Consider the following 14,385-nt stretch of genomic DNA (forward strand, 5'->3'; position numbering starts at 1 on the left):
CCAAAATCCAAATAATGAACTAAATTAAATAACGTCAGTTCGATGTAGGTAATTCAATTCATATTTATAATTAAGTTTTAAAATTCTCTACTAAACACAATATTTTCAGTGTTTTATTTTCATTTAAGCTCACATGACTTTATGTTCTTAAATAGGAATTCGTGAATCTTTGATTTCTTTGCTTTCCCAAAGAATACAGAATCAAGTTTAGCACAGGCGTAAACAAAAGAAAGGGAACTTTTAGTTCACTATCTTTTATTTTAAATCAAGGAGTTCATGAATCTTCGATTTCCAAGGCTTCAAAAATTTTTAACGGAAAATCTCTGCTATACTGCGGAAAAGAAAAGTGTCGAACTAAATTTTTACGTCGAACTTAGGTTAAATACCTTTTAATTACTAAACAGAATGGTTTAAATCTTTATCTGATGATAGTTTAGTGAGTTTCGAGATTTCATGCAGACAAATGGCATATTTAGTAAAATACCCTAATCTATGGATAGAATGCTTGTGTGTTTTTATAGAACGAATATTTTACCGAGAGTCTATCTTTTTAAGTCTATTATTCTTATGTCAGAAACTTATTTTAGAGTCGTGAAATGGGATTGTTTAAAGCGAGAATTTTTTAATTTATCAGGATGTAAAATATTGAAATAGATCTACAATAAATCATCTAAAGGTTTTCTATCTAATTAAATTAGTTCTCTTTTGATGTATAAGTCTTTAAATCTTACACTAAGGCTTTATAAACAAAATTATCCTTTTATATATAATTATATGATGCTTGACTTTACAGCTATTCATATATTCAATGAGTAAATTCCTGAAAAATATAAAACCTCTTGAATTATTTATTCAAGAGGTTTTGTGAAACAAAAAATAGAAGCTTATTACTCTACAATAAGCTTTTTAGTAGTTTTTATATCGTTTGAAATGATAGAAACTAAATATAAACCTGACGCAATGTTGCTTACATCAATAGTATTTTCTGAAGATAACTCCATGTTGATTTGCTTTCCAGCATTGTCAAACATTTCAATTTTTAGATCTTCAAGACCAGCTGGAAGTTGAATGTTCACAATACCATTTGAAGGATTTGGATATAATGATACGCCAAGCAGTTCATTTTCTTCTTCTACAGATAAAGTAGCAAGGTTGAATGTTGATGGAGCAGTTACCGCAGCGGCATTAGGATCTACCACATTTGTAAATTCTGCCATTCCATTGTCAATCATATCAGCTTGCATAAATGATTTTAAAGGCGTTACGGTATTTGCTAATGCAGAATTATTTTCTAAAATATAGATGTTTCCCGAAGTCGGACTTCCATTTACGGTAAAAGTATACATGTTAGAATTTGTTGCTGCCGAAGGAGCTGCTAATGTTGCAGGACTTCCTAATGTTTCTGTTACTAAATATCCATCAATAGTTGGTTGTGCGACATTATTTCCATCAAAGAAGGTAGCACTTGCAGCACTTCCCAATGAAGTAGCAGATCCAGTATCAATAGTTACACCATCAGGAACTATAATAGTAAATCCATAACTCTGTACTGAGGTAGCAAAGTTATTAGCGCTTGCATTTGGCACAGCTTGTATAGTAAAGCTATAGCCACCATTGTGCATTAGCGTATATGTGTAGCCATCTTGCGCTCTTAGCTGATTGGCTAAGAGGCAGATGATGCTAACTATAAGTATGTTTATTGTTTTTTTCATAAGTTTAATTTTCTGGTAATTGTTCTTGTATTTGATATGTACTAAAGTTTAGGAAATTTCCTGGATGCGCTAGTACGTTTTGTAATAAGAATGGAGTGTCAGGAGTTGTTCCTGTATACTGTGTATTTCCATCCAAATTAACATCGTTTACATTATATCCATTTACTACAAATGTTGGGAAATTTAAAAAGTTTCCTGGATCATTTAATACTTCTGATAGTATACTTGGCGCATCAGGTGTTGTTCCTGAATATTGTACCGCAGTATCACCATTTACATTTCCAGCCCATAAAGCCATGTCTCCATTTGCTAATTGTACTTGTGCATTAGTTCCAAACATTCCCGTTGAACTATTTGTAAAGTCTACAATAGTAGCTGTTACAGATAAAGGGATTTTGTTTGCAGCCATAGCACTTAAATGGTTTCTATGCTTAATAGCTATATAGTACTCACCAACTAATCCTCGTAAGATTACATCTGAAGTTCCATCTAAGCCAACAACACTTCCGTCACGTTGAACTAAAGCAGAAGTTCCATCGACAACCAGTGTGTCGTCTGAACCACTTCTTATTTCTATCCATACCCAATCAACGATGTTGTTTTGACTTGTACCACTACCAGAAATTCCTCCATTATTAAAAACATCAGAATTCACAATATTTGTACTTGGGTCATATGGACTTTGTTTAGGTATCATAGTCGCAGCACGTAGATCATCATTCATTAAGCCATCATCTACTGCATTTAACCTAGGTCCTTGCAGAAATACGAGAGCTCTAATTCTTAAATCAACAATTTGATTCGGATCTAGGAAAACATTTTCTTGTCGTACAGCAAATCCATCACCATTGCTACCTTCATACAAGACAGTTAGTGAAATGTTTTCTAATGTAGTAGATTCTAGCGTTCTGTTTGCAAATCCATCACCATTACTACCTTCATATAAGACAGTTAGCGAAATGTTTTCTAATGTAGTAGATTCTAGCGTTCTGTTTGCAAATCCATCACCATTACTACCTTCATATAAGACAGTTAGTGAAATGTTTTCTAACGTAGTTGCTTCTAGCGTTCTATTTGAAAATCCATCACCATTACTTCCTTCGTATAGTACAGTTAGCTGTGTATTATTAAGTGTAGTTGCGTTGAGACCAGTAACATCAAATCCATCACCATTACTACCTTCATATAAGACAGTTAGCGAAATGTTTTCTAATGTAGTAGATTCTAGCGTTCTGTTTGAAAAGCCATCACCATTACTACCGTCATACAATACTTCAAGAGAAAGATTTGTAAGGGTTATGGATGATCGAGATTCTACATCGAATCCATCACCATTACTTCCTTCAAATTGAGCAGTAACTTGCACACTATAGAGGAGAGAAATAGACAATAAGAAAAGAATTCTTTTTTTCATCTCTTTCATCTTATGGTGCAGTTCTGGCAACTCTAAATCCTAAACGGTTATTTCCACTAGCAATTATGGAAGCTCCATCAAATCTATCTGAAACTCTAATGAAGTCTGATCCATTTAACCAACTTCCTCCACGGAAGCTATATCCATCACCTGTCGTATTATTTGGCCAGTTAATAGCTGTACCATTTCCTGTAGAACTGATGATTCCATTTCCATGAACACCTGTAAAGTTTCTTCCTTGTACAGTTCCTACAGTTACACATCGCTCATATAAATTTCCTGAAAGTTCCATGATACCATAGTAGCTTCCACCAGTTTCTTCTCTATTGTTATTTACAGCACTAGCCGCAAAGATTCCATTACGTAATGGTCCACCAATTGTTCCATTTGTATCAGAATAGATTGCATTTCCTGTATTGATTTCAGGATTTGTGATTCGCTCACTTGAGAACCCTGAATTTACTAAAGTGTAATCATTAGAGGCAATGTTAGCACTTCCCCAAGCAAATTCACCTGGTTTTGGTAATATTGGTCCTCTACATGCTTTTTCATATTCTAACTCAGTCATAGGACGCGTTCCTGTCCAATCCATATATGCATTCATATCTCCAGGGCTTAAATAGCTACATGCTCTGTCAGGTGCTGAAGTTGTAGCACTTGCAGTACCTCCTGTCCATGAAATCGTATTTCTACTAATCACTGCATCACTGTTTTTATGATTAGCGTCGGTAACATCTCTACTCGTTTTCTGTGTTTCTGTTAAACTGTTAAAGAAACCTAGCCATTGTGATTCTGTTACTTCATATTTCATGCTGTAAAAAGCGCCAAAACCTTTTGGATAAGTAGCTTGTAGAACTCCTGTTTGATCTCCACCACTTGAATTAGTAGCAGTGTAGTATAAATTCCCTGATGTGTTGGCAATTGTCAACGCATTTTCAGAAGTAATACGATATGAAGAACTTGTTGAAAAACCACCTGAATGAAATTTATTTGCTTCATTACCTGTAGTTCCACCAACATAAAAAGCATCTTCTGGTACGTATACCATTTCAATAGCAAATACTTGAATGTCGATAATATCATTGGTGTCTGTTGAACCAAAATTCCATCGCAATTGTGTGTTTTGGAAATTTACGTTTCCGCTTCCATCAGAAGCTCTATAGATAAAAGCGCCCATACCATCAGAAGTCACATCTAATGTAGATCCTGAAGCTGCTACAGAATTTGCCTGACTCACAATACCATGTGTCCATGTTCCATTGTTTACTCTGTATTTGATAAAAACCCATGCTGCATCCCAGTTCGATGGCCCTGAACTGATTCTCCATGAATTTTCCCAAAATAGATCGAACTCTACGTGTACCCAATTTGATACTTCGTTTAAGTTTTCAAGTGAAATATTGTTCACTTGGATGTTGTTTGCCTTTGTAGAAAAAGCAAAACAAACTAGCGTTAAGAATAGTGTAATTTTTTTCATTACTTTGATTTTGATTGTTTTAGTTATTAGATAAATTGTATTATAAATTATATTGACTATAAGCGATCAAAATTTGGGGTATATGCTTATTAGCGTTCCAAATATACCTTATGAACAAGTTCGCATGTACAGTTTTTGTATAAATGGAATCAAATGTTGTATAGATTGTTTTTGGTGTAAAAGGGGGAAAATCCCCTTGTATGTTAACTATTTATAAAAGTAAACCGCACATACATATTTTTGAACCAATGACACTATGTATATCATAAATTAACTCGAAAGATGTACCTTTAGAGTATAAAAGCCAAAAATCTTATGTTAAGAGCAATTTTAATAGACGACGAACCGAAAGCTTTGGAGAGTCTCGCTTGGGAACTTGAAAACTTCAGTGAAGAGATCGAAATACTTGAAAAGTTTACGGATCCAGAAGAAGCATTAGTATATATAGAAAAAGCAAGTCTTGATTGTATTTTTCTCGATATTGAAATGCCAACAATGGATGGTTTTCAGTTTTTAAATAGATTGAAGTCTAAAGATTTTGCAGTTGTAATTACTACAGCTTACAACGAATATGCTATGAAAGCTTTGAAAGAAGAAGCCATCGACTATTTGTTGAAACCTATTGATATGGACGACCTAAAAGTTGCCATAACTAAAATTAAAAAATACATCTCTAGAAATGATGTTTCTACAGAAAAATTTGAACGTATTCTTTCAGATTATAATAGTAGATTCAACAAAAAAAGAATAACCATAAATACAGACGGAAAATTAATATTTCTCGATTTGGACGATTTGCTGTTTGCCGAATCTGATGGAAATTATAGCACGTTGTATTTAACAAATTCAAAAAAAATAGTACTCACAAAGAAATTAAAAGAAGTAAACGCCATGCTACCAGATGAGCGTTTTTTCAGAATTCATAACTCATATATTGTCAACTTAGATAAGATTAAAGAGTTTATAAAATCTGATGGATATGTAATTTTAGTTTCCAATCATAAAATCCCTATTTCTAGACAACGAAAAGCCGCTTTTTTAGAAAAATTATAAGAAAATTAAAGTGTATGTGCAATTTACCTAAGAATGCTGCGCTGTGCATTCTTGCCTTTTTATTAGCTACTGTAAGCTTCTCACAATCTACCGATAGTACTTTTGTGAAAGAAGCGAATGCACTTTTGGAAGCTAAACCTACAACATATTTTACAATTGATGAACAACTTAAAAAGTATAAAAAAGACTCACTACAACTTCAATATTTAGCAAAACTATTTAAAGAAAATGATTATCAATACGGGGAAAGCTATGTGCTAAATGCTATTGGAATTTACTGTAGAAATACTTCTCAATACGATGCATCGCTTGAATATCATAATAGAGCATTGCTGAAAGCCAAACAAGTCAACGACAAAGAATTGCAAGTAAAAGCATTGAACATGTTAGGTGTGGTTTTTAGACGTACAGATGATATCCGAACCGCTTTAGATTATCATCAAGAAGCCTTGGCTTTGGCAGAAACTATAGACGAACGTACTGAATCTGTAAAAAAGAGTATAGCCGTTTCCTTGAATAGTATGGGAAATATTTACTTAGTATTAGAACAGTATGATTTAGCCGTAGAACGCTTCAAAAAGTCAATGAAAATTGAAGAAAGTGTTGGAAACAAACTTGGCTTGGCCATCAATTATCACAATATCGGATATGCCAAAGAAGCCACAGGCGATTTGAAAGGCGCGCTAATAGATTACCTAGAATCACTACGTTATAATGACGAAATTGACTCCGAATTAGGACGTGTAATTTGCAACAATACTATTGGACGCGTGTACATAAAACAAAAACGCTACAAAGAAGCTATTGATATCATTTCTGCAACCTTACAAAGTGCAAAAGGATTACGAGATAAGTTTCATCTTTCGGGCTTATATGTCAATTTGGGTTGGGCATATTTAGAATTGAAAAATTATAACCTTGCCGAAAAATATCTAAATGAAGGTTTGGAAATTTCGAAGGAATACAATCTAAAAAGTGCCATCGCTGAATCCTATGAATACTTATCAAGAATCGCAGAGAACAAAAAACAATATAAAAAGGCATTAGCGTATCAAAAACAATCGTATGAGCTAAATACGGAAATTACCAACGAAAAAAACTTCAAGTATGTAAATGACATGATTGTAAAGTATGATAAAGACAAATACAATCTGCAAATTGAAAGCCTTGAAAAAGAAAATGAAAATGTAAAACTTACGCTGCGACGAAATAAAAGTATTTGGATTACAAGTAGTATTGTATTGGCTTTTTTGGCAATTATGATTTACATTCTCTACAGACAACGTTTGTTGAATAATGAAAAAAAGATTCTTACCCTAGAGCAAGATATGCTTCGAAGCCAAATGAATCCGCACTTTGTGTTCAATTCTCTAAATTCTATCAAACAATACATCATTGCTAACGAGCAAAAAAATGCAGTACATTACCTGAATAAATTTGCAAAGCTAATTCGTAAAATATTAGATGCATCACGTGTAAAAGTTGTGCCGTTAGGTGACGAACTCGAAACGATGGATTTGTACATGAGTATTGAAAATATTCGTTTCTCTAACGAAATCAACTTTGATATTATGGTAGATGATAACATCGATCTCGATCAAATAAAAATACCTTCGTTAGTGTTGCAACCATTTTTAGAAAATGCATTATGGCACGGATTATCGTCTAAAAAAGGACAAAAAAACATTAAACTTTCGGTTGCAAGTGCTGAAAAAGACTTCATAACAATTTCGATAGAAGATAATGGAATTGGTAGAGACGCAGCACAAAAAATTGCAAATGACAAAATTGTAAAGCGAAAATCTATTGGAATTGCATTGACAAAAAATAGACTGGCAAATTTTGTAAAAGACTTTAAAAACAAGTTCTCTTTCTATTTTGTCGATTTAAAAGATGAAAACGAAAAACCAAGTGGAACAGAAGTTGTACTTCGCATTCCACTTCGATAAGTTTTTATGTTATTGACTAATTGTCCATGTTGAAGTTGGCGTAACAGAATCTTTCTGAACTGCTAAGGTATCTTTTACCGTTTCTTCAACACGTTTTCTATTTGGATACAAGTCACTTTCTGATAAGTTTTCAGAAGCTTGCCACGTTTCTCCAAGTTGTTCTAAAATTTGTGTATTCCATTGTGATGGATGTTTTGCATCAATCCAAACAACATCTTTATACGAAACATCAACCAACGCTAAATCTGGAGTCGATCCACCATCAAACTGATCACTGTTTTCACGTTTTGCAGCAATGGTTGACAACATAAATAAACGTCTTTTTCCAGCTAAGTCACGTATAAATGGTCTAAATTCTACAGGCTTATTTACCGTCCAATCGTATGATTTTTTAGATTCCATCACTTTGGCTGGCATTGCCGAAACTCCTGCAAATCCTTCTTTTTTCTTAGAATGATTGTAATAATATACTTTTTCAGTTCCGTCTGCGGGAATAAAAACGCTAATTGATAAACTTGTTCGCTGATCGCCAATCGGTTCCAATCCAAACCAGTGATACAAACCGTCGTAAGCATTATTTACAACACCATTAAATTTAAAATCGGTTACAAAAGGTTGCTGATTTTGATCTTCTATCAAGTCTGGAATTTTCACAGCAGTTTTCTTATTCCATGGCAATGGATCTGTAAAACCACCTAAAAACATCATTGATTTTGCTTGCAAACGAGATACTTTTTCAGATAAAGTATTCTGACGCATTAAGTATGGATAATTTTGAACATCATCTGCAGCGATAAAAGTTCCTTTTCCAATAAGCAAACGTTCTAAATAGTCGTTAAAATTGTGTTCGCCTGTTTCTAAAACCATCACACCTCCAAATGTTGGATATGGAAAAAAGAAACCTTTCCATTTTATTAAACTTACCACCTGAACCCAATTTCCAACGTCATTTTTCATATAATATGCTTCATGTGGTTCGTAATTGAACAATTGCCAAGGATTAAAACGTTGCACAACGGCATTGTATGTATTTCTACTAAAAGCTAACGATTCGCCAATGGCAAACGTTGCCTGAATTCTATTCTCGTTAGAAAATCGAGGAGAAGGCGAGGTACTTGAAACTGAAAATAACTCTTCAATATTATCGCTCGTACGTTGTACAAAATATTCTTGTGACGGCTGTACGGCCATTGTCCACTGATTTCTATCATCAACACGCACCAATTGTGGAGCCGACACTTCTTGCGTTTCCGAAATAGATTCGTACGCCATTGTTTTAATGTTGTTATACGGCTGAATACGTTCGTTTTGCGTCAATGGCAATTCTGATATTTCTTGCAAATTCATGTCATTAAATACATTGTAAGTTTGCATATAATCATACATGCCAACATTCCATAACAATACATAAATCAACGCAATTGATGCTAGAGTTAAAATTCCTTTAAACACTTTTTTTAAGACGTTTGCAGCTTTTCGAAACGATCGAATTCCAACATATAAAATTCCAACAAAAAGTAATAGTATAAAGAAATACTTTCTGATGAAAAGTAAAAAAGGTTGGTAATCATCTCTTAAAATAAAAAGCGCAGAAAAAATGATCAATCCTATAATTATGAGGATGGTTTTCTGTTTCGTACCGCGTTTCCAATATCTTTTTAGCATAACTTTCTATTTTAAATATCCTTTATCTTTTAGTCGATCTCTACCGCTTTTCTTTGGCGTTTCAGGTTCGTTTGAAGTTTCTATTTCTTCTTCTTTATCCAATGAAAAACTCTCGGCAGCTTCTTGTCCTTTTGTTTTTAAATCGTCAAATAGTTCTTTTCCACTATCAACAACTTTATCAATAATTTCTTCCGAAGTATCTTTTATATTGATGATAAAACTCGCAATGTAAATTCCTAACATCGTTCCAATTAAGGCTGTTACATAATACGGAACAGTTGGAATGAACACAGGAAACAAAAAGACAATAAATAAACACACTACGATGAAAATGATATTGACGTAAATTAGCCGCGGAATTAGCGATTGTTCTACGAAAAAACCTTTTCGACTCGTATCTTTCATCTGTAACTCTTCAGAATGTGTGATTTTGTTAATTGTTTTGTACAAACCATTGCTTTTTGATTCTAACCAATAGATAGAAATTCCAAAAACAAGACTTGATATTAAGATGATAATTTCGAATGTAATCATGTGTTCCAAGTATTTTGTTTGATTAGTTTGATGACCCAATCCTGATACGATTCGTCCCAATTTGTATATTCTGAATAGAATGTTTCCTTGTCATACCAATACAAAAATAATGGATCTTTGTACGGTGCTGTTTTTACAATTAATTTCCACACAAGTTCTTGTGCTTCCATTGATAGTTCTGGTGCTGGAATTTGAATACAAGCCAACACTTCTGGCGTTAAGCCACCTTCAATATCTAATGCATTTACTTTTTTAGCATTTGTTTTCAATCGTTCTAAAACCATCAATTGTTTTCGAGTATCAGCAGAAAGACGATTCAAGTAGCGTTTGTATACATTATTATTTTCTAAAATTTCATGTAGTGAATGTGTCGCATCTTTAATTTGTTTTGCAAAAATTATTTTCTGCACACGTTCATAATAGCCTGATAATACACTGTGTTCAGGATCGAGCACAATCATTTTTTCTACTGCTAAAGCACTGTAAAAACGTCCGTCTTCAATGTGAAAAGCTTCAGTTTTTAATGTTTTTTCTACTTTATCAGCCATTTCTTTTGATTCAAAAATCAAGATATTTTTTCCAATGCCGTTTCGTCTAAATACAAATACGCCACCAAATGCTTTTGTGTAAAACGAATTTGTGGTAAACGACATGCTTTTCATTTCCAATGTTCGTGTGCGCAAATCGCCGTGTTTTCTAGCAGAAGCTAAAATCTTTAGATGCAAACTTTCGTTTAAAAAGTTATGATCTTCTTTAAATTCTTCAACAAGCTTTAATTGTTTTTGTTGAATGCTATATAAATCGTCTACAATGCTAAAATCGATCGATATTTCACTGTATTTTAATAAATCTTCAGGTTCGTAAAACGCATCAATATATTGGTCTAAATCTACACAAATTGCGGCATCGCGCGTAATATCTTTGATGGCATCTTTTTGTTCTTTAAACACTAAATCCATAATTCCTCTGTCAAAACTATGAAAAGGCGTGTATGCTGGTTTTTCGTTTTGTTTTGGCGAAAGAATAATGGCATTCGGATTGGCTTCTCCAGAATTTAGATACAAAAAATCATCTTTTTCGTCGGCAATTTCTGGACTCCATCCTAAAGCATCAATATGAAAGCTGCGCAGTTTTGTTGGCGCAGTTCCTATGAAAGAAAGACATTTATTGTAACGTTCTACCAAAGCTCCTGTGACAGGAACTAAGGCAGCGCCAAATAATTCAGATCGTTTTAATTTTTCCATTTGTGAACTTAGAAATTTAGTCTAAAAATAAGCTATTCAAAGATAATATACTTTATAAGTAGCTAATTTTTCCATCTTGTTACAACGAAAGAAAATCGTGATACCGTAAAAATTCATTTAAATCTGAATTCGTAAAGAAAACAAGCGTGTTTTACGGAAAGTTCAGCGTTGTTTTATAGTCTGAAATTCAATAATTAAGAGTCGAAATTATGGAATGGAGTGTAGGGGTTGTTTTTTCTGAAAGTAGCGCAGTATATCTTTGAATCAAATTAATTACTAAAATATTTAAAAATGAAAAAAAAGAATTTTAAGTCGCTTACATTAAACAAATCAACCGTCAATATGTTTACTGTTTTTGGAGGAGAAGAATTTACAGTAACATGTACATTTGGATCTGTACCTGGTGTTAGACATTGTCATTTAGGACCTCGTGAAGATACGCTAGACAGAAATTGTCCAACAGTGTAAATTATCAATTTTGCCACACGAAAGGCAACATGAAATTAAATGAAAAGAGACTTTCTGAAAACTTAGTTTTTTAGAGAGCCTCTTTTGATATATTAACAGTAATTATCGCTGATTTAGACAATTTAATCCTGCGGTTTCTCCACTTCCGTTAGCTCTTGTGGTGGTTGCATTTGTACTTGTGGTTGTATTATCTTCACAATTTTCACAACTTGTGACTGAGTCGTCACCTGTGGGATTGCACATGGTATCTGCATTAGAGTTATCCGATCCGCCTTTTATTGAATTTGCGTTTCCAATAGCAGCAATTCGGATCTTTTTTAAGATTAATTTTTTCATATATGTAATTATTAATTTTTGCTAATATAGAAGTCCACTTTTTTGAATTCAAAGTTTTATACTCGAAATTATTAGATTTCGAGTACTATTTTGAAGTATTATGATTTTGTCTTGTTTAGCTTTTGGATGTAATATGAAGGATATAATTTGGTACGTCTTTTAAAATCTTTAGAGAATGATTCCGCAGAATTGTAACCTAGTTCAGAAGCGATCGATTTAATGTTATACGCTCTAAATTTTGTATCCGTTTGCAGTTTTTCCAATGCGTAATCAATACGAAGATCCGTAATGTATTGAATAAACTTTTTTTGTTTGTGAACTTGAATCACTTTTGATAAATATGTACTATTCGTGTTCGTTTTGTTAGCCACAAAGCTCAATGAGCAATTCTTTTTGAGATATAGTTCGTTCTTTTCAAAATCATGCAATCCTTGTAAAATTTTTGAAACATTTTCTTCACTAATGTTGATTTCTTTCGAAGCGGCTTTTTTTTCTTTTTTCAACTCCAATTCGGTCACAATTTTTTGAAAATTTCTTTTATTTTGAAGTTGTTTTCGTTTGTAATACACAATAACACCAATCACTAAAAAGAGCATACAACCCAATATAATATTGTACGTATATGTATGTTCTTTTAAATCGTTTTCCAACGCATTGATTTTATCTTTAAAAGCAATAATATCATATTTTTTATACAGTTTTTCCAGATTTTGCTGTTTCAAATTGTCATTTTGGGTATCTTTTTGATGAAATAAATTGAAATATTTTATGGTGTTGTTGGAATCATTTTTTTGCTCGTACGACTTTGCCATCAAAATGTACAATTCTTGTAAAAATGGAAAATCAGTTTCCGTTTTATGAATGAGTGTTTCGGTTTTTTGAAAATACGAGAGTGCTTTTTCGTAATTGCCAGTTACAAAGTAATTTTTTCCACGATATAGATATAAAATTACCAAATGCCCTTGAAGATTTAAGTTTTGAATCACTTCTTCTGCTTTGATTAAATCTGTTGTCGATTGCTCAAAATTGCCTTCTTCATGATGAATAACACCTTTGAGTCGTAACGAAATCGCAAAGCCTTCATCGTCTTGATATTGCAGACTTTTATCAATGGCAATGTTATTGTAATACTGTGCAGAATCTAAATAGTTTTTGGTGTTTTCCTGTGTATCTATATGTACATTTGTGTAAATGTCACTAATGGTCATCAGTGAATTAAGATACGCGGTCGCATGTTGATTTTCAGAAGTATTTTGCGCTAAATTTTCATAAAAAGCAATGCTCTTTTTAACAAGTTGAAGCGCATCTGTATGTTGACCAATTTGAGTTTTAATCAATGCAAAATCGTGATCAAGATTCGCCTGCATGAAACGATCATTTTTTTGTTTTGCAATTTCATAGACTTGGGTGTAATATTCAATAGTTTTAGTATAATTGCCAAACGCGTAATAAATACTTCCTTTGAGATACAGATTATTGGAAAGCGCATTTACGTCATTTTCGGTTTCTTTAATGGCAATATCGATATGATACAAAGCGCTATCTTTTTTACGCAATGCACTGTGTATTTTTGCCAATTCAAAGTGAATTTTGTGTGCAGGAACTTTATTTGCACTACTTGAAGTTGTTTCCAAAAGTGCGAGTAGATACTTTTTGGCAGTTTCAGGATGTGTTTTTTGATATGTTGAAAATCCACTTAATAAGCTATCAACCGTTACTTTCTTTAAATCGTTTTGAATGATTTTTGTAGTTTGCGCATCAGTAAAGTTGAAGAAAATAATACATAGAAGTGTCACGCATAGCTTATTCATAATTTCTCAGTATTGTACGCATTAGTTGAAGTGTCAAAACAATGTTACCCAATGCACACCTGTAATTGCAGAAGCATTGATTAAGCCAATAGTACGACTGTCTCTAGCATCATCTCTATTGTCGCCAAGTACAAATATTTTTCCTTCTGGAATAACTAATGGACCAAAATGATCTTTGTTCCAGTTTTGTTGATACTTTTCTTTGATGAAATCATTTTCGATACCTTTATCTTCAATAAATTGCTTATTCTCTAGTGCATATTTTTTTGCAATAGCATCTTCTAAAAATACCATTTTCGTATCTTCATTTATATTGAAAGCGTCTAAAGGAGGATTTTCTAGCTTGTCAAATTGAGCTTGACTCAAAAGATACGAATGTTTCAATTCAAGTTGCGCATCCACGTTTTTACCATTTACATATACAATGCCTTTTTTAATTTCAAGGGTATCATTTGCAATAGCCGTTAAACGAAATATGTAACTTAATTCTTGAATTGGAGCGTCTGGATGCAACCGATCTTTAAAAATAAATGTAATTACATCACCGCGTTTGGGTGTTTTTAAATTAGTCGCTAAAATAAAACTTCCTGATTTAATTGTTGGCTCACTACCAGAAGATGGAATTGCATATAATACAAGGATTCCTGAAACTCTCAACACATAATAAGCAACAGCAATACCAATAAGTATTGCAAATATTTTATTTGATTTCTTCTTCAAAC

Annotated in this window: 12 protein-coding genes; 3 read left to right on the forward strand and 9 right to left on the reverse strand. The window is 33.0% G+C overall.

Annotated elements, in window-relative coordinates; translation table 11 throughout:
- Positions 1-887: 887 nt before the first annotated feature.
- Genes AA089_RS18200 through AA089_RS18210 form a run of 3 tightly spaced genes read right to left on the reverse strand, consistent with a single transcriptional unit; the run spans position 888 to position 4,603 of the window.
- Positions 888-1,712, reverse strand: a complete 825-nt coding sequence (locus AA089_RS18200; protein ID WP_046758425.1) for a T9SS type A sorting domain-containing protein — start codon at positions 1,710-1,712, stop codon at positions 888-890.
- A gap of 4 nt (positions 1,713-1,716) precedes the next feature.
- Positions 1,717-3,126 (reverse strand): hypothetical protein, encoded by a 1,410-nt coding sequence (locus AA089_RS18205; protein WP_156169112.1) that lies wholly within the window; start codon positions 3,124-3,126, stop codon positions 1,717-1,719.
- Between the two features lie 10 nt (positions 3,127-3,136).
- Positions 3,137-4,603, reverse strand: coding sequence for an SUMF1/EgtB/PvdO family nonheme iron enzyme (locus AA089_RS18210; protein ID WP_046758426.1), 1,467 nt, complete (start codon positions 4,601-4,603; stop codon positions 3,137-3,139).
- A gap of 315 nt (positions 4,604-4,918) precedes the next feature.
- Here AA089_RS18210 and AA089_RS18215 point away from each other — a divergent pair, with 315 nt between their 5' ends.
- Together AA089_RS18215 and AA089_RS18220 are read left to right on the forward strand one after the other, a co-directional pair.
- Positions 4,919-5,656, forward strand: a complete 738-nt coding sequence (locus AA089_RS18215) for a LytR/AlgR family response regulator transcription factor (RefSeq protein ID WP_046758427.1) — start codon at positions 4,919-4,921, stop codon at positions 5,654-5,656.
- Positions 5,657-5,670: 14 nt separating this feature from the next.
- Complete coding sequence (locus tag AA089_RS18220; protein ID WP_046758428.1) at positions 5,671-7,605, forward strand: tetratricopeptide repeat-containing sensor histidine kinase; 1,935 nt, start codon at positions 5,671-5,673, stop codon at positions 7,603-7,605.
- A gap of 9 nt (positions 7,606-7,614) precedes the next feature.
- Here the strand turns inward: AA089_RS18220 and AA089_RS18225 are convergent, their stop codons facing one another.
- From AA089_RS18225 to AA089_RS18235, 3 genes are read right to left on the reverse strand one after another with little or no spacing between them, the layout of a single operon-like run.
- The gene (locus tag AA089_RS18225) at positions 7,615-9,270 is read right to left on the reverse strand and encodes a hypothetical protein (RefSeq protein ID WP_046758429.1); all 1,656 of its coding nucleotides are present in this window, start codon (positions 9,268-9,270) and stop codon (positions 7,615-7,617) included.
- 6 nt (positions 9,271-9,276) lie between these two features.
- Positions 9,277-9,804, reverse strand: coding sequence for a hypothetical protein (locus AA089_RS18230; protein WP_053002564.1), 528 nt, complete (start codon positions 9,802-9,804; stop codon positions 9,277-9,279).
- Positions 9,801-11,048, reverse strand: coding sequence for a DUF6638 family protein (locus AA089_RS18235; RefSeq protein ID WP_046758430.1), 1,248 nt, complete (start codon positions 11,046-11,048; stop codon positions 9,801-9,803). The genes AA089_RS18230 and AA089_RS18235 overlap by 4 nt, the downstream gene beginning before the upstream one ends.
- Before the next feature lie 291 nt (positions 11,049-11,339).
- Between AA089_RS18235 and AA089_RS24960 the strand changes: the two genes are divergently transcribed.
- Positions 11,340-11,516 carry a hypothetical protein gene (locus tag AA089_RS24960; RefSeq protein WP_156169114.1) on the forward strand — a complete coding sequence of 59 codons (177 nt, stop codon included), beginning with the start codon at positions 11,340-11,342 and terminating at the stop codon, positions 11,514-11,516.
- A 102-nt stretch (positions 11,517-11,618) separates the two neighbouring features.
- Here the strand turns inward: AA089_RS24960 and AA089_RS18240 are convergent, their stop codons facing one another.
- The 3 genes from AA089_RS18240 to lepB all read right to left on the reverse strand — a co-directional run bounded on the left by AA089_RS18240 (position 11,619) and on the right by lepB (position 14,383).
- Positions 11,619-11,852: a hypothetical protein gene (locus tag AA089_RS18240; protein ID WP_046758431.1), complete on the reverse strand. Its 234-nt coding sequence runs from the start codon at positions 11,850-11,852 to the stop codon at positions 11,619-11,621.
- Positions 11,853-11,950: 98 nt separating this feature from the next.
- On the reverse strand, positions 11,951-13,663 hold the full coding sequence (locus AA089_RS18245; protein ID WP_082113317.1) for a tetratricopeptide repeat protein: 1,713 nt from the start codon (positions 13,661-13,663) through the stop codon (positions 11,951-11,953).
- A gap of 33 nt (positions 13,664-13,696) precedes the next feature.
- Positions 13,697-14,383, reverse strand: coding sequence for a signal peptidase I (gene lepB, locus AA089_RS18250; RefSeq protein ID WP_046758433.1), 687 nt, complete (start codon positions 14,381-14,383; stop codon positions 13,697-13,699).
- Positions 14,384-14,385: the final 2 nt, after the last annotated feature.

It is taken from the genome of Kordia jejudonensis (genome assembly GCF_001005315.1).
Lineage (GTDB): Bacteria > Bacteroidota > Bacteroidia > Flavobacteriales > Flavobacteriaceae > Kordia > Kordia jejudonensis.

Bases quoted from the DNA above. Each gene is read 5' to 3' on its own strand.
- AA089_RS18225 (WP_046758429.1), bottom strand. From the start codon at position 9,270: ATGCTAAAAAGATATTGGAAACGCGGTACGAAACAGAAAACCATCCTC.
- AA089_RS18245 (WP_082113317.1), bottom strand. From the start codon at position 13,663: ATGAATAAGCTATGCGTGACACTTCTATGTATTATTTTCTTCAACTTT.
- AA089_RS24960 (WP_156169114.1), top strand. From the start codon at position 11,340: ATGAAAAAAAAGAATTTTAAGTCGCTTACATTAAACAAATCAACCGTC.
- AA089_RS18210 (WP_046758426.1), bottom strand. From the start codon at position 4,603: ATGAAAAAAATTACACTATTCTTAACGCTAGTTTGTTTTGCTTTTTCT.
- AA089_RS18200 (WP_046758425.1), bottom strand. From the start codon at position 1,712: ATGAAAAAAACAATAAACATACTTATAGTTAGCATCATCTGCCTCTTA.
- AA089_RS18240 (WP_046758431.1), bottom strand. From the start codon at position 11,852: ATGAAAAAATTAATCTTAAAAAAGATCCGAATTGCTGCTATTGGAAAC.
- AA089_RS18205 (WP_156169112.1), bottom strand. From the start codon at position 3,126: ATGAAAAAAAGAATTCTTTTCTTATTGTCTATTTCTCTCCTCTATAGT.
- AA089_RS18220 (WP_046758428.1), top strand. From the start codon at position 5,671: ATGTGCAATTTACCTAAGAATGCTGCGCTGTGCATTCTTGCCTTTTTA.
- AA089_RS18235 (WP_046758430.1), bottom strand. From the start codon at position 11,048: ATGGAAAAATTAAAACGATCTGAATTATTTGGCGCTGCCTTAGTTCCT.
- AA089_RS18230 (WP_053002564.1), bottom strand. From the start codon at position 9,804: ATGATTACATTCGAAATTATCATCTTAATATCAAGTCTTGTTTTTGGA.
- AA089_RS18215 (WP_046758427.1), top strand. From the start codon at position 4,919: ATGTTAAGAGCAATTTTAATAGACGACGAACCGAAAGCTTTGGAGAGT.